This window comes from Streptomyces sp. NPDC026522 (assembly GCF_055567555.1).
In genome coordinates this window covers 32,539-49,439 of the sequence record NZ_JBVHQF010000001.1, presented here as the reverse complement: position 1 = coordinate 49,439, position 16,901 = coordinate 32,539, and the positions used below count along the sequence as shown (strand labels likewise).

The 16,901-nt window shown below is 76.9% G+C and carries 12 protein-coding genes; 5 read left to right on the top strand and 7 right to left on the bottom strand.

Translation table 11 applies throughout. The features are described 5' to 3' along the window. Positions 1-81: 81 nt before the first annotated feature. Positions 82-417, bottom strand: coding sequence for a hypothetical protein (locus ACZ4M3_RS00165; RefSeq protein WP_467728714.1), 336 nt, complete (start codon positions 415-417; stop codon positions 82-84). After that, positions 414-596 carry a hypothetical protein gene (locus tag ACZ4M3_RS00160; protein WP_467728713.1) on the bottom strand — a complete coding sequence of 61 codons (183 nt, stop codon included), beginning with the start codon at positions 594-596 and terminating at the stop codon, positions 414-416. The genes ACZ4M3_RS00165 and ACZ4M3_RS00160 overlap by 4 nt, the downstream gene beginning before the upstream one ends. Positions 597-692: 96 nt before the next feature. Between ACZ4M3_RS00160 and ACZ4M3_RS00155 the strand changes: the two genes are divergently transcribed. Further along, positions 693-1,340: a TetR family transcriptional regulator gene (locus tag ACZ4M3_RS00155; protein ID WP_467728711.1), complete on the top strand. Its 648-nt coding sequence runs from the start codon at positions 693-695 to the stop codon at positions 1,338-1,340. Between the two features lie 52 nt (positions 1,341-1,392). On the opposite strand, the gene ACZ4M3_RS00150 is transcribed toward ACZ4M3_RS00155, so the two are convergent. The 3 genes from ACZ4M3_RS00150 to ACZ4M3_RS00140 form a co-directional block, all read right to left on the bottom strand. Further along, a complete protein-coding gene (locus tag ACZ4M3_RS00150) occupies positions 1,393-2,436 on the bottom strand; it encodes an NAD(P)-dependent alcohol dehydrogenase (RefSeq protein ID WP_467728709.1) in 1,044 nt (347 codons plus the stop codon). Positions 2,437-2,643: 207 nt separating this feature from the next. Beyond that, on the bottom strand, positions 2,644-3,603 hold the full coding sequence (locus ACZ4M3_RS00145; protein ID WP_467728707.1) for an AIR synthase-related protein: 960 nt from the start codon (positions 3,601-3,603) through the stop codon (positions 2,644-2,646). A 90-nt stretch (positions 3,604-3,693) separates the two neighbouring features. Beyond that, on the bottom strand, positions 3,694-5,109 hold the full coding sequence (locus ACZ4M3_RS00140) for an MFS transporter (protein WP_467728705.1): 1,416 nt from the start codon (positions 5,107-5,109) through the stop codon (positions 3,694-3,696). A gap of 231 nt (positions 5,110-5,340) precedes the next feature. On the opposite strand from ACZ4M3_RS00140, the gene ACZ4M3_RS00135 reads away from it, so the two are divergent. From ACZ4M3_RS00135 to ACZ4M3_RS00120, 4 genes are all read left to right on the top strand, one after another. Then, complete coding sequence (locus tag ACZ4M3_RS00135) at positions 5,341-6,390, top strand: AfsA-related hotdog domain-containing protein (protein WP_467728703.1); 1,050 nt, start codon at positions 5,341-5,343, stop codon at positions 6,388-6,390. Between the two features lie 5 nt (positions 6,391-6,395). Next, entirely contained in the window at positions 6,396-8,873 is a 2,478-nt protein-coding gene (locus tag ACZ4M3_RS00130) for an AfsR/SARP family transcriptional regulator (protein ID WP_467728701.1), read from the top strand. Positions 8,874-8,941: 68 nt separating this feature from the next. Further along, the gene (locus ACZ4M3_RS00125) at positions 8,942-11,200 is read left to right on the top strand and encodes an ATP-binding protein (protein WP_467728699.1); all 2,259 of its coding nucleotides are present in this window, start codon (positions 8,942-8,944) and stop codon (positions 11,198-11,200) included. Beyond that, positions 11,197-12,915 carry an AMP-binding protein gene (locus ACZ4M3_RS00120; protein WP_467728697.1) on the top strand — a complete coding sequence of 573 codons (1,719 nt, stop codon included), beginning with the start codon at positions 11,197-11,199 and terminating at the stop codon, positions 12,913-12,915. The genes ACZ4M3_RS00125 and ACZ4M3_RS00120 overlap by 4 nt, the downstream gene beginning before the upstream one ends. A gap of 7 nt (positions 12,916-12,922) precedes the next feature. Here ACZ4M3_RS00120 and ACZ4M3_RS00115 read toward each other — a convergent pair whose 3' ends face one another. Then, entirely contained in the window at positions 12,923-13,882 is a 960-nt protein-coding gene (locus ACZ4M3_RS00115; RefSeq protein ID WP_467728695.1) for a polyprenyl synthetase family protein, read from the bottom strand. 221 nt (positions 13,883-14,103) lie between these two features. Further along, positions 14,104-16,794, bottom strand: coding sequence for a helix-turn-helix transcriptional regulator (locus ACZ4M3_RS00110; protein ID WP_467728693.1), 2,691 nt, complete (start codon positions 16,792-16,794; stop codon positions 14,104-14,106). Positions 16,795-16,901 lie beyond the last annotated feature (107 nt).

Sequence of the window (16,901 nt, the reverse complement as noted above, 5' to 3'; positions counted from 1 at the left end):
ATCACCGGCGAACCGCACGACGGTTCTACCGCGGGCGGCCGGGGCTCGGGGGCCGGCCGGGTCGGGCGCGCCGTTTCGCGGTCAGCCGACGCTCCACGACCAGGTGTGGTCGGCGCCGACCAGGCACGCGAGGACGACGAGGTCGGCGACTCCGAGCGCGAACCCGAGGCGGGCGCGGCCGGGACGGCTCGTGCCACGGCGCAGGGCGAGTACGGCGAGGACCATCGAGGCCGGGCCGAGGAGGAGGTTCATCGCGAGCAGGCCGACCAGGCCGAGCAGGAAGGAGGCGACGGCCATGCCGTCGGCCTCGCGGCCGCGGGCGCGGGCCGGGGGCGGGGCGGAAGCAGCGGCGGGACGGTCGGCGGTCAGCGTGCGGTCGGGGCCGAGGACGCGGTCGACGGTACTTCGGGTGCTCATGACGAACCTTCCTGTCGGTGGGACCGGCGGTGGTGGCGGCCGGAGCGTTCGCGGATCGCGAAGACCAGCAGCCAGCAGGCGATGGCGGCCGTCGCGGCGAGCGAGACGGGGGCCGATACGTGGGCCACGGTCCCCAGGAGGACCCCCATCAGCATCAGGGCCGCTACGAGGAAGAGCATCGTGCTCCCTCCGGAAATAGGTGACAGTTGTTCACTGACTACCCAGTCTAATAGTGCTCATGCGGTCCCGTGTGGCGCGGGGGTTAACTTTCCGTCATGAGTCAGACCGCCGGAGCCCGACAGCTCCAACGCCTCAAGACCCGCCGCGCCCTGCTCGACGCCGCCCTGGCCCTCCTGGAGGAACAGAGCCTGGGCAGCCTCGGCCTGCGCGAGGTGGCCCGCGCGGCGGGCGTGGCACCGACCGCCTTCTACCGGCACTTCCGCGACATCGAGGACCTCGGCATCGCACTGGTGGACGAGGCGCTGGAGAACCTGCACGCCACGGTCCGCTCCACGCTCGCCACCTCGGGCGACGCCGAGGAACGCATCGCCACCGCGGTGGAGTTGATGGCCGCCCTGGTACGCGCCTACCCCGCGCACATCCGCTTCATCGTCCGGGAGCGGCACGGGGGCGTGCGCCGGGTCCGGGAGGCGGTGACGGCCCAGCTCGACGCGTTCGCGGGCGAAGTGGCCGAAAGCCTCGGGTCCGACCCGCTCGGTGCCGGCTGGAGCCGCGAGGACCTGCTGATGCTGGCCCGGCTGTACGTCGACCACATGGTGATGACGGCCTCCGCGTTCCTGGCGGCGGCCATGGACGACGGCGAATGGGACGCCGTCACCCGCACCGCCTTGCGCCAGCTGCGGCTCATCCACGCGGGGCGGGTGCACTGGGCCCCCGCGGAGCACGGGGCCCCGGCCGGCTGACCGGGGGCCGCCGCTATCCCGTGCCCCCGTACCCCGTGCCGGCCCGGCAGGTTCAGCCGAGTGTCGCGATGTCGATCACGAAGCGGTAGCGGACGTCGGAGCCGAGGACTCGCTCGTACGCCTCGTTGATCTTCTCGGCCGGGATCGGTTCGATCTCCGCGCCGACCCCGTGCCCGGCACAGAAGTTCAGCATCTCCTGGGTCTCGGGGATGCCGCCGATCATCGAGCCGGCGAAGGAGCGGCGCCGCGACATCACGGAGAAGGCGTTGACGGCCAGCGGCTCCGGCGGGGCCCCGACGTTGACCATGGCGCCGCCGAGGGCGAGCAGCGAGAGGTAGGCGTCCAGGTCGAGCCGGGCGCTCACCGTGTTCAGGATGACGTCGAAGGAGCCCGCGAGGTGTTCGAACGTGCCCGGGTCGCTGGTGGCGTAGTAGTCGTCGGCGCCCAGGCGCAGCCCGTCGGCCTGCTTCTTGAGGGACTGGGACAGCACGGTGACCTCGGCGCCCATGGCGTGGGCGAGCTTGACGCCCATGTGGCCGAGCCCGCCGAGGCCGACGACGGCCACCTTCTTGCCGTGGCCGGCGCCCCAGCGCTTGAGCGGCGAGTAGGTGGTGATGCCGGCGCACATCAGGGGGGCGGCCTCGTCGAGCGCGAGCCCCTCGGGGACGGCGAGGACGAAGTCCTCGTTGACGACGATGTGGGTGGTGTAGCCGCCGTTGGTGTTGGTGCCGTCCCGGTCGACCGAGCCGTAGGTGAAGACGGTCCCGTTCAGGCAGTACTGCTCCTCCCCCGAGCGGCACGGAGGGCACTCGCGGCAGGAGTTGACCATGCAGCCGACCCCGACCCGGTCACCGACGGCGTGCCTGGTGACGTCCGGACCGGTCTCGGCCACCACCCCGGTGATCTCGTGTCCGGGGGCGACGGGATAGGTCACGGGGCCCCACTCGCCGCGCACGTGGTGGATGTCGGAGTGGCAGATGCCGCAGTACTTGATGTCGATCAGGACGTCGTGCGGCCCGACGTCGCGCCGTTCGACGGTGGCCGGGGCGAGCGGTGCGGTGGCGGAGGTGGCGGCGTACGCCTTGGCGGTGCTCATGTCGTGCCTCCATGCAAAACGAATGGGGCGGCCGGATACGGCTCGGGAGCGGGGCCGCGGGAACGCGGCCGAGGGGCGGCGGGCCGGACCCGCCACCGGGGCCCGTCGGGGCAGCGGCTCGGTTTTCACCGTACGTCCGTGGCGCCGTGCACGCTGGCCCGGCGGCGGGCGCCGCAGGTCACCGGCCCCGGGCCGGCCGTCCGGGCCTCAGAGGAGCCGCTCCGGGAGCGGGCCGGGCGCGACCGGGTGGGAGCGGACGGCGCCCTCCGGGGTCACGTACTCGACCTCCCCCATCGGGTCGGCGGTGACCTCGCCGACCACCGCGGCCCGCCCGCCGTACGGGTGGGCGCGCAGGGCCGCCAGGACCGGTCCGGTGCGCCCGGGCGGGACGAACAGGCACAGGCAGCCGGCGCAGGCGGCGTCCAGCGCGGCCAGCCCCCGGGCGGCGAGGGCGACGCGCGCCTCGTACCGCACGGGCAGCGCGGCCTCTTCCACCCGCAGGGTCAGTCCGCGCCCGGCGGCGGTCCGGCGCAGCACCTCCGCCAGGCCGCCCGCGGTCACCGGCCGTGCGTGCCGGATCCCGGGCTGCGCCGCCCGCAGCAGGCCGGCCAGGGGCGCGCAGTCGCTCGGCACGTGGTGTTCGTACCCGAGGCCGTCGCGCAGCGAGACGAGGTGCGCGGCGTGGCTGCCCAGCGGTCCGGTCACCAGGATGCGGTCGCCGGGCCGGATCAGGGCGACGCCCAGGGGCGGCCCGGCGGGGGCGCCGAAGGCGGTGGCGGTGACGAAGACCCGGTCGGCTTCGCCCGCGCGGACCACCTGGGTGTCGACGGCGGCGATGGTGACCCCGGCCTCGGCGGCGGCGGCGCGTACGGAGGCGGTCAGGCGGCGGACGAGGTCCATGGGCAGGCCGGCCTCCAGCACGAGGGCGAGGGCGATGTGCCGGGGTTCGGTTCCGGTGGCGGCCAGTTCGTTGACGGCTCCGCACACGGCGACGCGGCCGATGTCGCCGTTGCCGAAGAACGGCGGATCGACCACGTACGTCCTGGTCACGGTCCGCAGGGCGGGCACGGCTCCCGGCGCGAGGGTCTCCTCGACCAGGGTCCGCGCGTGCGGGCCGAACCCGACCTGGGCCGTGTCCCAGTCGTGTGTGTACGTCACGAAAGCCATCCCCCGATGCCCACGAGCCCCGACCTGCCCATCATCCAGCGATGCGGGGGCGGGGCATACCCGTGTCCGGGCGACGGCCCTGTTGAGGGGTCAGTAGGGGCGCGGGACGTGGCGGTCGTGGCCGCGGAGCAGGAGGACGGCCAGCGCCGTGGCCGCGGCCGGGAGGACGGCGAAGCCGGCGAGCATGCCCAGTCCGGCGGTGGCGGTCTGCGGGGCGGCGTGGCCGGTGCCGGAGGAGACGTAGCCGGAGAGCTGGAGGACCAGTCCGTAGAGGAGCGGGCCGACGGCGACGCCGAGGCCCTCGCCGGTGCTGAACAGGCCGGACAGCACGCCTGCCTGACGGGCTGCGGGGTCATCCGGCTCCGGGGCCACGCAGTCGGGCAGCATGGCGTAGAGGAACAGGAGCTGGCCCGCGTGGCCGGTGCCGGCCAGCGCCATGGTGAGGAGCACCGCCCCCTCGGGCAGGGCGGGGGCCGCGAGGAAGAGCAGGCATCCGGTGGCGAAGAGCGCGGAGGCGAGCGTGTGTCCGCGGCGGCCGCGCAGCCGTGACCACAGCGGCACGGTCAGCAGGTTCGGCGCGACGAACGCCGCGATCAGGGCGCCGACGCCGGTGGAGTCGTGCAGGACGTGCCCGGCGAAGTAGGGGGCGCCCGCGAGCAGGACACCGGTGGCGACGGACTGGACGACCACGCACCGCAGCAGCGCGGCGAAGGCCGGGTTGCCGCGGGCGGCGGCGAACCGGCGGCGCAGGCCGGGCTCGTCCGGCCGGGCCACCGGACCGCCGCCGCCCGCGCTCGGGGCACGTCCGCCGCCACCGCCGCCGGTCGTGCCGGCGAAGACGCAGAGGGTGCCGAGCGCGATGACCGCGCCGCCGAACACCCCGGCCCAGCGGTGGCCCGCGAGGCCCCCGCCGCCGGCGTCGACGAGGGCGGGGCCGGCCGCTCCGGTGACCAGCGCGGCCACCCCGATCACGGCGACCCGGCCGCCCGCCAGCCGCATCCGGTCCCGGGGCACGTCGGTGAGCTCGGCGGGCATGGCGACGTACGGGACCAGGAAGAAGGCGAAGGCGGTGGCGGTGAGCAGGTAGCCGGCCGCGGTGAACCAAGCGCCGGCGGTGCCCCCGAGCGGGCCCGCGAAGGTGAGCGCGAAGGCCAGGGCCATCACCAGGCCCCCGGCGAGCACGTAGGGGCGGCGGGCGCCCCAGCGGGTCCGGGTACGGTCGCTCGCCCGGCCGACGAGCGGGTTGAGGAAGGCGTCCCAGGCCTTGGGTACGAAGACCACGGCGCCGGCCAGCGCGGCGCCGACGCCCAGGGTGTCCGTGAGGTAGGGGAGCAGCAGCAGCCCGGGCAGGGTGGTGAACGTCCCGGTGACCAGCGATCCCGACGCGTACCCCAGCCGGAGCCGGACGGACAGTCCCCCGGCGGCCGCGGCCCGCGGCCCCGCCGGCGTGCGCGGCGGTGCGGGCGGCGGGGCGACCCGGGTTCGCTCGGGCCCTGTGGTGGCCATCGGGGTTTCCTTCCGACGCGGTGGAGCGGGGCGAACGGCCCCGCCCCGGGGCTGGGGGGGTTCCTGGGGGCGGGGCTGCGAACAGAGTGCGTTTCCCGTCATGGGCCCCGCTAAAGCCGGAGCGGCCCGCGGCGGGGACACGAGTTCCTGCCATGCACCTTGCTGCCACCGTGACCGCCTGGCCGCCCCTTCGACCGGCGCTCCAGCATGGCTCCAGAGAAGGAGAGGGACATGACAGTCGACAACGGCACGGCCTCGCCCCGCACCCTCGATGCCCGCGCCCTTGACGCCCGCGCCGTCGACGGCCCCGCCGGCGACGGGCGGGCGCTCGCGGGTACCCGGCACCTGATCCACCGTCCGCCCTCCCGGGCCCACTACGCCCTCGACGTCCCCAGCCTGGGCGAGGAGAACTTCACCCTGGTGGGGGCGGCTCCCGTGGCCCACCCGCTGTTCAACGACGGTCCGGCCCACTTCCACGACCTGCAGATCGCGACCGAGACGATGGGCGAGATCGGCGCGTTCGTCGGGCAGCGCTACTACGGGGTGCCCGAGGACCGGCCGGCTCTCTTCTACCGGTTCGCCCTCAACCTCACGGACCTCGCCGCCTGGCGTTCCGACGGCCCCGGCGCGGGCCCGCTGCCGATGGCGACGCGGATCAGGGCGAGGCCGGCGAACGTGGTCGCCGAGGTGCCGCGCGGGCTCGACTTCCACATCGAGGTCTCCCTCGGCGACCGGCCCTGCGCCACCGGGGCGGCCGGCCTGGTCTTCCTCATGCCGCGGCTCTACCGGCGGCACGTCGAGCACTCCCGGGAGGCCCTGCGGGCCGCGCCCGAGCTCGACGACGCGCCGGACGGGCCGCTGCGGCCGGCCGACGCGCGCGAGGTGGGCCGCTACGCCGCCGAGAACGTCGTCGTCGGCGAGCCGGCCGACGCCGCGCGCGGGCGGATCAGCACCTGGCTGCTCGGTACCGGAGTGAGCCCGGTCTTCGCCGGTACGGACGGCCGGCTGTCCGGTCTGCACCTGTTGGAGGCGCTGCGCCAGGCGTCGCTGCTGGCCGCGGGCCGGGCGCACGGGCTGACCGCGCGCCGGAGCACGCTCGGCGCGCTCCAGGTGCACTTCCGCGGACAGGCGGAGCGCGAGCTGCCGCTGCGCTGCGTGGCGGTGGCCGGTCCGCTCGGGCACGACGGCGACGGCCGGCCGGCCGTGCCCGTCACGCTGACCCTGACCCAGCGGCGCCGCGCGGTGGCCGAGGCGCGCACCTCCGTGGTGCAGGACTACTGAGCGGCATGCGTTTTCGGATACTGGGACCGCTGGAGGTCTGCGCCGGGGGCGGGACCGGGACCGCGCACGCCCCGCAGGCCGCCAAGTTGCGGGTCGTGCTCGGGACCCTGCTGGTGCGCGCCGGCGAGGTGGTCTCGGTCGGCACCCTCATCGACGAGCTCTGGCCGGACGCGCCGCCGCGCACGGCGACGACGACCCTCCAGGTGTACGTGTCCCACCTGCGCAAGCTGCTGCGCGGCGCGGACCCGGAGCACGGCGGGGCGGCGCTGGTCACCCGTCGCCCCGGCTACCTGCTGCGGGTGGGGGCACGGGCGCTCGACGCCGTGGCCTTCGAGGAACTGACCCGGCGCGGCCACGAGGCGCTGCTCGCCGACGACTTCGCGGCCGCCGCGGAGTTGCAGCGGCAGGCCCTCGCGCTGTGGCGGGGGCCCGTACTGTCGGACACCCCGCACGGGCCGGTGCTCGACGGCGCCGCCGTCCGGCTGGGCGAGGCCCGCATCACGGCGCTGGATGAGCGGATCCGGGCGGAGCTGCACCTGGGCCGGCACCGGGAAGTCCTGGCGGAGCTACAGGAGTTGGTGGCGGAGCACCGGATGCACGAGGAGTTCCACACCCACCTGATGGTGGCGCTGTACCGGTGCGGGCGGCAGGCCGAGGCGTTGCGGGTGTTCGCGCTGCTGCGGCAGACCCTGGTGGCGGAACTGGGCATCGAGCCGGGTCCGGCCTCGCGCGAGTTCCAGCGGCGCATCCTGGAGGGCGATCCCGCGCTGACCCGGCCGCAGGTGCGGGAGCCGGCCGCGGCCACCGGGTCCGGCCCGGCCGGGTGGTCCCCGGCCGCGGCCGCGGCGCTGCCCGCGGCCGATCCGTACTTCACCGGCCGGGCGGACGAACTGGCCGAGCTGGAGCGGCTGTTGCGCACCGCACCGGAGGGCGGCTGGGTCGCCGTGACGGGCCCTCCGGGCACGGGCAAGACGGCCCTCGCGGTCGAGGCGGCGCACCGCGTGGCGGACGCCTTCCCCGCCGGCCGGCTCTTCTTGGACCTGCGCCCCGGCGCCGACGGGCGGCCGCCGCGGCCGGTGGACCGGCTGCCGGGGGCGTTGGACGGCCGGCCGCGCCGGTTGCTGGTGCTGGACCACGTCGCCTCGGAGGCGCAGGTGCGGTCGCTGCCGGCCGCCGCGCCGGGCGCCGTGGTGCTGCTCACCGCCTGGCGGGTGCCCGCCGGGCTGCCGGGCCTGCGCTCCGTGGTGCTCGGGCCGTGGGGCCCCGAGCAGGTCCCGCGGCTGGCGGGGCTGTTCGCGGACCGGGCCGGGCCCGGTGCGGCGGACGCGGACCCGGACGCCGTCGCGGAGACGGCCGAGCTGTGCGGGCGGCTGCCGCTGGCCGTACGGGCGGCGGCCGCGCAGTTGGCGGCCCGCCCGCACTGGACGGTGGCCGTCCTCGCGGGCCGGCTGCGGGAGGAGCGCGGACGCCTGGACGCACTGCGGACCGGCGATGTCGACGTACGGGGCCGCCTGTACGCGGCGTACGCGGCCTGCCCCGAACCGGAGCGGCGGGCGTTCCGGCTGCTGGGGGCGCTGCCGCCCGGCCGGTTCGGCAGCCGGGAGGCGGCCGCCGCGCTGGGTGTGGGCGAGCGGGAGGCCGCCGCGGCGCTGGAGGCCCTGGCCGACGGACGGCTGGTGGCACCGGAGCGGGACGGCTGCCGGCTGCCGGAACTGCTGCGGCTGCTGGCGGCGGAGCTGCTGGCCCGGGAGGAGCCGCCGGAGGCCGTCCGGGCGGCGGTGGAGCGCGTGGGCGGCGCGTACGCGGACGCCGCGGCCGAGCCGGGCCGGGCGCCGGACGCCGCGGCGCGCGGGCTCGCGCACCTGGCGCGCGCCGCGCACGCGGCGGGGCTGTGGGAGCTGACCGTACGGCTGACGGACGCGCTGGGCGGCTGGGTACGGGAGGACCTGGAGGCCGGCTACGGCCTGGCACTGGACGCCGCGGTGCGGTGCGCGGACCGGGCGGCGCAGGCGCGGATGCTGCGTTCGCTGGGGGACCTCGCCTGGCAGCACCGGCGCCTGGAGCGGGCCCGCGAACTGTACGGCAGGTCCCTGGAGCTGGCCCGGGAGGCCGGCGCCGAGGAGGAGGCCGGGCGCGCCCTGGTGGGCCTCGCGGAGCTGCGGCTGGACGCCGGGGCGGCGGGTGACGCCGCCGCTCTGCTGGAGCCGGCGCTGGCCGCCCTGTCGGGGCCCGGCCGGGCCCGGGGACGGTACGAGGCGAGCCGGGCGCGCGCGCTGCTGGCGCTGGCGCAGCAGGAACCGGAGACCGCCCGGGCCTGGTTCGGGGAGTGCCTGGAGCTGGCGGCCGCCCTGCGGGACCACCGGCTGGAGGTGTACGCGCGACGCTCGCTGCGGGCGCTGCGGGGCCCCGTGGCGGGCGCCCGGGGCGCCGTGGAGATCCGGCCGGGTCTGTGGCGCCTGCATCCGGCCCCGGTCCGTACGTGACCGGCCGCCCCGCCCATCCACCGGGCCCGCGCCCAGCCGGGGCGCCCGCCCCTGACGTTCGGAGAACCATGTCGGTAGCGCTGGGTCCGGTCGCGGAACTCGTCGGCCGGGAGCTGGAAGGCGCCGTGCTGCGCGAGCGGTTGCGGGATCCCGGGGTGCGGCTGGTGACGCTGACCGGGCGGGCCGGCGTGGGCAAGAGCGTGCTGGCCGCCGAGGCCGTGCGGGAGACCGGCGCGGAGTTCGCCGGGGTCGCCGTGGTGGACGCGGCGGACCTGGCGGACACCGCGGACGCGGTCGCCGACGGCGCGGGCGCGCTGCTGGGTTCCCTGCTCGCCGGGCCGCTGCCGGACGGGCCCGGGCGGGTGCTGGTCGTCCTGGACGGCTGCGACCATGCGGCGCGCCCCGCCGCGGCCGCGGCCGCCGTCGGGCTCGCGGCCGACCCCCGGGTGGTGGTGCTGGCCACCGCGCCGGAGCCGCTCGGCGTGTACGGGGAGCAGCTGCTGCCGCTGGCTCCGCTGCCGGTTCCGGTGCCCGGGCCGGGGGCCGCGGCCGACCCCGAGGAGCTGGCCGAGGTGGCGTCCGTCGCCCTGTTCGTACGGCGCGCCCGGGACGCGGATCCGTCGTTCGCGCTCACCCTGGAGAACACCGGGGCCGTCGCCGAGCTGTGCACGCTGCTCGGCGGTCTGCCGCTCGCGGTGGAACTCGCGGCGGCCCGGCTGCGGCTGTTCCCGCCCCATGTGCTGCTGTCCCGGCTGCGCGGGCGCACCACGGCGCTGTCCGGCGGGCCGGCGCAGGCGCCGGAGCGGCACCGTTCGCTGGCCGCCCTCGCCGAGTGGAGCTGCCGCGGCCTGGATCCGCAGGCCTTCGGGGTGCTGCGGCAACTGAGCGTCTGCGAACCGGGGTTCGGGCTGCCGGCCGCCGGGGTGGCGGCCGAGGCGGCCGTCGAGGCGCTGCTGGACCGGGGCGTGCTGGCGGTGGTGGGTGAGGAGCGGGGGGAGCTGCGCCTCGCGGTGCCGGAGCCGGTGCGTTCGTACTGCAGGGCCGGGCTGGTGGAGTCGGGCGGCGAGGCCGCAGCCCTGGACGCGCACGCGGAGCGGTACCGGCTGCTGGTGAGCTCCGCGCAGGCCGCCCTCGCGGGAACGGAACAGGCGGCTCGGCTGAGGGAGTTGGCGGCGGAGGGGGACAACGTCTTCGCCGCGCTGCGGCGGCTGCGGGAGCAGGGCGACGCCGAGGCGGTGGCGGCGATGGTGCTGGGCTGCCGGCTGCCCTGGCTGGCGCAGGGGCGGCTGCGCGAGGGCCTGGAGTGGTGCGACGGGGCCGCCGAACCGGCCGGGCCGGTGCTCGCGGACGCCCTGCGGGCCCGGCTGGCCGACATGTCCGGGGTCTTCGCGCTGGCCTTGGGCGACCCCCAGGAGGCGGTGCGCCGCCACCGGCGCGCGCTCGCGGTCGGCAAGGGCGTGGGCGACCGGCGGCAGAACGCGCTCGCCTCCGCCCACCTGGGCGCGGCCCTGCTGGTGGCGGGTGACACCCCCGGGGCCCGGGCGGTCCTGGTGACCTCGCTGAGCGCGCTCGAATCGATGGGGGTCACCCGGGGCGCGGCCGCGGCCGCCGCCTCCCTCGCCGCCGTCCTGCGGGCCGACGGCGACCGGCGCAAGACGCTGGAGCTGCTGGAGCGGGCCGAGGAGGCGTTCCGCCGGATCCGCGACGGACGGGGCCTGGCGGGTGCGCTGCGGATCTCGGCGGCGCTGGCCCTGGAGGGCGAGGAACCGGAGCGCGCCGACCGGGCCCTGCGGGAGAGCCTGCGGCTGTACGGGGAGATCGGCGAGCACAGCGAACTGCCCGGCTTGCTGGAGGAGTTCGCGCTCCTGCTGCTGCGCACGGCGCCGGCCCAGCGGCCCCGGTGCGTACGGCTGCTCGCGGCGGCGGACGCGCTGCGCGGCCGGACGGGGGCGCGAGTGCCCGACGAGTGGCGGTCGGAGGCCGAGCGGGCGCGTACGGAACTCAGTGCCCGGCTGGACTGGACGGACTTCGCCGTGGCCTGGGCGGAGGGGGTGCGGATGACCGCGCCGACGGCCGTGGCGGAGGCGCTTTCGGCGCCCGGCCCCTCGCGGCGCCCGGTGGTCTCGGCCGCCGCCGAGGCGCAGTCCCTGACCCCCCGCCAGGTCCAGGTGGCGCTGCTGGTCGCGGAGGGCCTGACGAACCGGCACATCGCGGCCCGGCTGGACATCTCGGAGTGGACCGTCGTCAACCACGTCCGCCAGGTGATGCGCCGCCTCGGCTGCACCTCGCGGGTGCAGGTCGCCGGGGCGGTGGGCCGGTGGGCATGAGCGACTCCACCGCGTACGGCGCCGCCGAGCGCCTCGGTCCCAGCCCCGCCCGCCCCATGGACATCAGCGCGCCCGACGAGGTCGCCGCCCGGTTCCGCGCGGCCGGCTGGTGGCGGCCGGAGACCTTCCTGGACGACCTGTACCGTACGGCGGCCGTCGCGCCGGAGCGGCCGGCGATCGTCTCGGAGCGCGCCCACCGGCCGGCCGGCCGGCGCCGGGTCACGATCGGCTACGGGCGGCTCGCGGCCTACGTCGACCGGTTCGCCGCCGCGCTGCGCTCGCTCGGGGTCGCGCCGGGCGACCCGGTGGCCTACCAGCTGCCCAACTGGTGGGAGACGGCCGCGCTGACGCTGGCCTGCCTGCGGGCCGGGGCCGTCGCCGTGCCGGTGCTGCCGACCGTACGGGCGCACGGGCTGCGGCGGATCCTGGACAGCACCCGGGCCCGGGTGTGCGTGGTGCCCGACGTCTGGGAGGGCTTCCCGCACGCCGAGGCGCTCGCGGACCTCGCCCCGCGGCTGCCGTGGCTGCGGCACCGGGTCGTGCTCGGGGACGCCGCGGCGACGGGCGCGATCGGCTTCGAGGAGTACTTCCGGCGCACCGCGCACGAGCGCACCGGGGCGGGCCGCCACGACCGGCCGCGCCCGGGCCGGGCCGACCGGCCCGCGCTGCTGATCAGCGTGATGGGGCTGCGGGACGCCTACACCTCGGTGGTGCACTCCCCCAACACCCTGTACGCGAACATCAGCACCCAGCACGAGCCGCGGGGGCCCGGGCGCCGGCCCCGGGAGGTCTTCCTCAGTACGCTGCCGCTCACCTCGCTGGCCTCGCTGATCTACACCGTCTGCTGGCCACTGGCGGTCGGCGGTACCGGCGTCTACCAGGACCTGTGGGATCCGGGGCGGTGCCTGGACCTGATGGCGGCGGCCGGGGTCGACCAGGTCAACGCGGAGCCCGCCTACCTGTCGGAGCTGCTCACCGCGCAGCGCCGGCGGCCCCGGGAGCTGCCGCGGCTGCGGCTGGTGCTGTCCGGCGGCCGTACCAGTACGCCGGAGCCGCTGGCCGCGGAGCTGCGGGAGGTGTTCGGCGTACCGGTGCTGTCCGTGTGGGGGGCGCCCGAGCTCGGCATGGGCACCCTGTCCGGGGACGTCGCGCACGGGCGGGACGGCGTCAGCGCGCTGCCGGGCCTGGAGCTGGCGGCCGCCCCGGGGACCGGGACGCTGACGGTGCGCGGGCCCTCGGTCTGCCTGGCCACCTGGCCGCACGGTACGCCGGCCCCGCGTCCGACGTGGGAGCACGACGACGGCCGGCTCGACACCGGGGACCGGGCCACGGCGGGGCGGCACGGCGGGGTCAAGGTCGTGGCCCGGGCCGGCGAACGGACGGGGGCCATCTTCATGGTGCCGGTCGCCGAGGTGGAGGAGCGGCTGCTGACGCACCCCCGGGTCCGGGAGGCCGCGGTCGTCGCGTACACCGATCCGGAGCACGGGGAGCTGCCCTGCGCGGTGGTGGTCCCGGCCGCGCAGGACCGGCCGCCGGGGCCGGCGGAGCTGCGCGAGCACCTCGCCGGGCAGGGCGTCGCGGAGGCGTTCCTGCCGACCCGGCTGGAGATCGTCGGAGCACTGCCCCGGGACGACCACGGCCAGGTCCGCCGCGACGCCCTCCGCAGCTGGCTGGCCCGGCTGCGCCCCGGCGGCCCCCGCCCGGCGGTGGATTAGCCGGGACTCAGTGCTCGCAGCCGGCCACCCGCCGGGCGAAGGCGGAGAGTTCGGTGCGCCAGTGCGGGGTGAGGGGGGCGGCGGCCGCCGCCGCGTCGGCGCGCTCCAGGAGTTCGGCGATGGTCTCCTCGGCCCGGGCGCGCGCCCGTTCGTCGAAGAACACCTCGCGCAGGAACTGGGCGTCGCCGCCGAAGCCGGGGCCGCCGCGCAGGAAGCCGCGGATCCGCCAGGCCCCGTGCAGGGCGCGGGCGTACTCCTCGTAGGCCTCGCGCAGGTCCTCGCGGCCCGCGAGCGCAGCGCCGATCAGCAGCGCGTGGCGCAGGCCGTACCAGCCGGCGCCGCAGCCGCTGCCGCAGCCGGAGACGCACTGGCCGGGCCAGGCGTCGTCGAGGTACTCGGTCGCCGCGGCGGCCTCGACGTGCGCGCCGATGGCCCGTTCGGTGCGCAGATCGTCCCACCACCGCCAGGCCTCGTACGGGAGCCGGACCGCGAGCCGGTCGCCGTAGGCGAGGGCCAGGTCCCCGGCGAGTACGGCGGTGCCCTCCCCGAACCGGCGGGGCTCGCCGCGCCAGCCGTTGCGCTCGTGCTCGGCGGCGTGGCTGATGTGCAGGGTGGGGATGCCGCGGCGCAACGGGGCGTTGTCCCTTACGTCCTCGCGGATCATCAGGCAGGTGTCGAGCAGTTCCAGCGCGGCGGCCGCCGCGACGGCGTCATCGCCGTCCGGGTCACCGCCCGCGGCGAGGTACCCGGTGAGGCAGATGACGGGGTGCGCCCGCTCGGCGCCGGCCTGGACGAGTTCGGCGACGCCCGCCACCAGTACGGCGCTGCGCGGATCGCAGGTGCGCCGCGCCCGGTGCTCTTCGGCGAGCAGCCGGGCGAGTCGCTCCTCGACCCGGTCGAGCATCGCGTCGCGGACCTGTGCGGGTGTCCGCGTACGCCACGGCTGGTGGTCCGTCGGTGTCGTCATGGTGCCCTCCCTGGTGGGCTACGGCCTCATGAACGACTCTCCCCGACACCGCTTGAGTGGACCATCGAGGAACGCTACAGAGGGCGGACCGGGGGGAGGTGGGGGCCCGGTCCGCCAGTTGTCTGCCACAAGGGGGCGGACCGGGGGCGGGCTTGCCATGAGCTTGCCATACCCCCGCCACCTCGCGTCCTCGCCCCTGCCGTCGTCCGGTCGCCTCCGGCTCAGACCAACTCCGTGACCCCCAGGTGAAAGTCGACGGGCAGCGCCTGGCGGCCGGGGATCTCCAGCTTGCGGTAGACGCGGGTGAGGTGCTGCTCCACCGTGCTGACGGTGATGTAGAGCTTCTGCGCGATCTCCCGGTTGGTGTGGCCGTGCACCGCGAGCAGGGCCACCCGCTTCTCCGAGTCGCTCAGGCTGGCCACGAGGTCGGCGTCCGGGCCGTCGGCGCCCTCCCCGGGGCCGGGGCTGTCGCCGGTGTGGCCGGGCAGGATCTGCACGCACAGCGCTTCGGCGCCGCACTCCTTCGCGACGTGCCAGGCCCGCCGGTTGACCATGGCGGCGCGGGCCGGTTCGCCCAGTTCCCGCAGGACCTGCCCGAAGTCGGTCATGGCCCGGGCCAGTTCGTACTGGTCGCCCGAGCGGTGCAGTTCGTCGACGGCCTTGGCCAGCATCGCCTGGCGTTCCTTCGGGTCGCGCAGCGAGGCCCGCAGCCGCAGGGTGATGCCGCGCACCCAGGGGTCGCCGGCGTCGCGGGTGGTGAGCTGGTCCGCGAGGAACCGTTCGGCCTGGTGCACCTGGCCGAGCCGGATCAGGGCCTCCGCCGCGTCGGCCCGCCAGGGCAGCACCCGGGGCCGGTCCAGGCCCCAGCGCTTCATGTGGCGGCCGATGTCGAGGAAGTCGCCCAGGGCGGCGTGGAAGCGGCTGGTGGCCAGGGCGTGCCGGCCGCGGGCGCGCAGGTAGTTCAGGCCGTGCACGCTGCCGGCCGGCCGGTCGGGGACCGGCCGGCTCAGGACGGCCGCCGCCTCCTCGGGGCGGCCCATGGCGGTGTACGCCCGCACCAGGGTGCCGGCGACGCCGCTGAGCAGGGCGCTGCCGCCGCGCCCGGGGACGGCGCGCAGGGCTGCTCCGGCGGTTTCGGCGGCGCCGGTCAGGTCGCCGAGGCGCAGCCGCGCCTCGGCGAGCAGCCCGGCGAACACGGCCTGCCAGCCGGTCGCGCCCCGCTGCCGGGCCTGCCGGGCGAAGCTCTCGCACCAGGGCAGTGCGCGGGCGGCGCCGTGCAGGTAGAGGAGGGTGCGCAGGGCCTGTACGACGGGTTCGACCGTGCCCTCGGCGAGGGTCGCGCCGCGCAGGAAGAGTTCGGCGGCGTGGGCGGCGGTGGCTTCCTCCGGCTCGACGGGCAGGGCCCACATGGCCGCCGGGTGGGCCGCGGTGCGCACCGGACGGCCGGTGAGCGGGCCGGTCCGGTCGACGGCGCCGGTGCGGTCGCAGGCGGCCCATTGGGGGAAGGCCGAGAGGCCGTCCAGCGGGTCGTCGCCGGGGACCTCGGCGGGCCCGCGATCCGCGCCGGGGCGCCGTACGTCGGCCGCGGCCAGCCGTTCCAGTACGTCGGCGGACTCGTCGATGCGGCCCTGGGCGGCCAGGACCCGGGCGAGCGGGCCGAAGGCGCGCGGTTCGAGCCGGCCTTCGGCGAGGGCGGCCAGGGGCTCCAGGAGGTGGCGCTCGGCGGCGGCCGGGTCGGTGCGCGCCGCCACGGCGGCGAGCCTGATGCCGATGTCGGCGCGCCGGGCCTCGTCCGGGCACGCTTCGTGGGCGAGTCGCAGGAGGTCGGCGGCCCGCTCGGGGGCGCCGTCGGCCAGGCACTGGTCGGCGGCGGAGCGCAGTACGGGCAGCGCCCATTCCTCGGCGGTGTGCCGGGCGGCGAGGAGCTGGCGGCCCACCTCGGTGTCGGGCGCTCCCGCGGCGCGGGCCAGCAGGGCGGCCCGGCGGTGCAGGCCCGTGCGGGCCGCCGGGTCCATGCGGTCCAGCACGGCGGCGCGGGCCGGGGGGCGGAAGCCGGGGCCGTCGAGCAGGCCGGCGGCGGCGAGGGCCGCGGCGGCCCGGGCGGCGGCGGCTTCGGTGGTTCCGCTCAGCCGGGCGGCGTGGGCGGGGCTCGCCAGCGCGTCGAGTACCGCGATCGCCTCGGCCAGTTCGGTGGTGGCGGGCCCGCAGCGGTGCAGGCAGGCCAGCACGGCCTGGGCGTAGGCCTCACCGGGCCGGGCCGCGGGGTCCTGGAGCAGGGCGCGCAGCAGCAGCGGGTTGCCGCCGCTGGCCTGGTGCAGCCGGCCGGTCTCCGCCTCGGTGCGGCCGGGGAGCATCGCGCGGACCGCTTCGGGGCTCAGGCGGTCGAGCCGGAGCCGGACGAAGTGGGGCAGCCGGAGCAGTTCGGTGCGCAGCAGCGGGTCGTCGCCGCGTTCGTGGAGGGACTCGGTGAACACCAGCAGGATCCGGGCCTGGCGGCTGCCGCGGGCGAGGTGCAGCAGGTGGCGGCTGGAGAGTTCGTCGACGTGGTGGAGATCGTCGACGCAGATCACCACGGGTGCGGTGGCGCTGAGTTCGCGGACGGCGAGGGCGAAGGCCTGCATGGCCTCGACCCGGCCCGCGCCGGATGCCTGCGGCGGGTGGGGCAGCGCCCCGGCCGGGGCATCGGCGGCCAACTGGCGTAGTACGCCCAGCGGTTCGGCCTTTTCGGCCGCCGTGCCCATGGCGCGCAGTACGTGGCAGCCGCGGGCGCGGGCTTGTCCGGCGACGATTTCGAGGAATTCGCTTTTCCCGCAGCCGACGGCCGATTCGATGAGCAGTAATCCGGCGTTTCCTTCCGCGCAGCCGTCGATCTGCGCATGGGCAAGGGATAGTTCCTCGGCACGGCGGAACAACACCATAAGAGTCCCCCAGTGTCCCCGGTCCGCGCGTCCGATGAAATGGACGAATGCGGGTACAGGAATGATCGAACAATGCTTGAGCGGTAATTCAGGCCTCAGTG

Coding starts and splice junctions, on each gene's coding strand:
- ACZ4M3_RS00165 (WP_467728714.1), bottom strand. CDS start 417: ATGAGCACCCGAAGTACCGTCGACCGCGTCCTCGGCCCCGACCGCACG.
- ACZ4M3_RS00160 (WP_467728713.1), bottom strand. CDS start 596: ATGCTCTTCCTCGTAGCGGCCCTGATGCTGATGGGGGTCCTCCTGGGG.
- ACZ4M3_RS00155 (WP_467728711.1), top strand. CDS start 693: ATGAGTCAGACCGCCGGAGCCCGACAGCTCCAACGCCTCAAGACCCGC.
- ACZ4M3_RS00150 (WP_467728709.1), bottom strand. CDS start 2,436: ATGAGCACCGCCAAGGCGTACGCCGCCACCTCCGCCACCGCACCGCTC.
- ACZ4M3_RS00145 (WP_467728707.1), bottom strand. CDS start 3,603: ATGGCTTTCGTGACGTACACACACGACTGGGACACGGCCCAGGTCGGG.
- ACZ4M3_RS00140 (WP_467728705.1), bottom strand. CDS start 5,109: ATGGCCACCACAGGGCCCGAGCGAACCCGGGTCGCCCCGCCGCCCGCA.
- ACZ4M3_RS00135 (WP_467728703.1), top strand. CDS start 5,341: ATGACAGTCGACAACGGCACGGCCTCGCCCCGCACCCTCGATGCCCGC.
- ACZ4M3_RS00130 (WP_467728701.1), top strand. CDS start 6,396: ATGCGTTTTCGGATACTGGGACCGCTGGAGGTCTGCGCCGGGGGCGGG.
- ACZ4M3_RS00125 (WP_467728699.1), top strand. CDS start 8,942: ATGTCGGTAGCGCTGGGTCCGGTCGCGGAACTCGTCGGCCGGGAGCTG.
- ACZ4M3_RS00120 (WP_467728697.1), top strand. CDS start 11,197: ATGAGCGACTCCACCGCGTACGGCGCCGCCGAGCGCCTCGGTCCCAGC.
- ACZ4M3_RS00115 (WP_467728695.1), bottom strand. CDS start 13,882: ATGACGACACCGACGGACCACCAGCCGTGGCGTACGCGGACACCCGCA.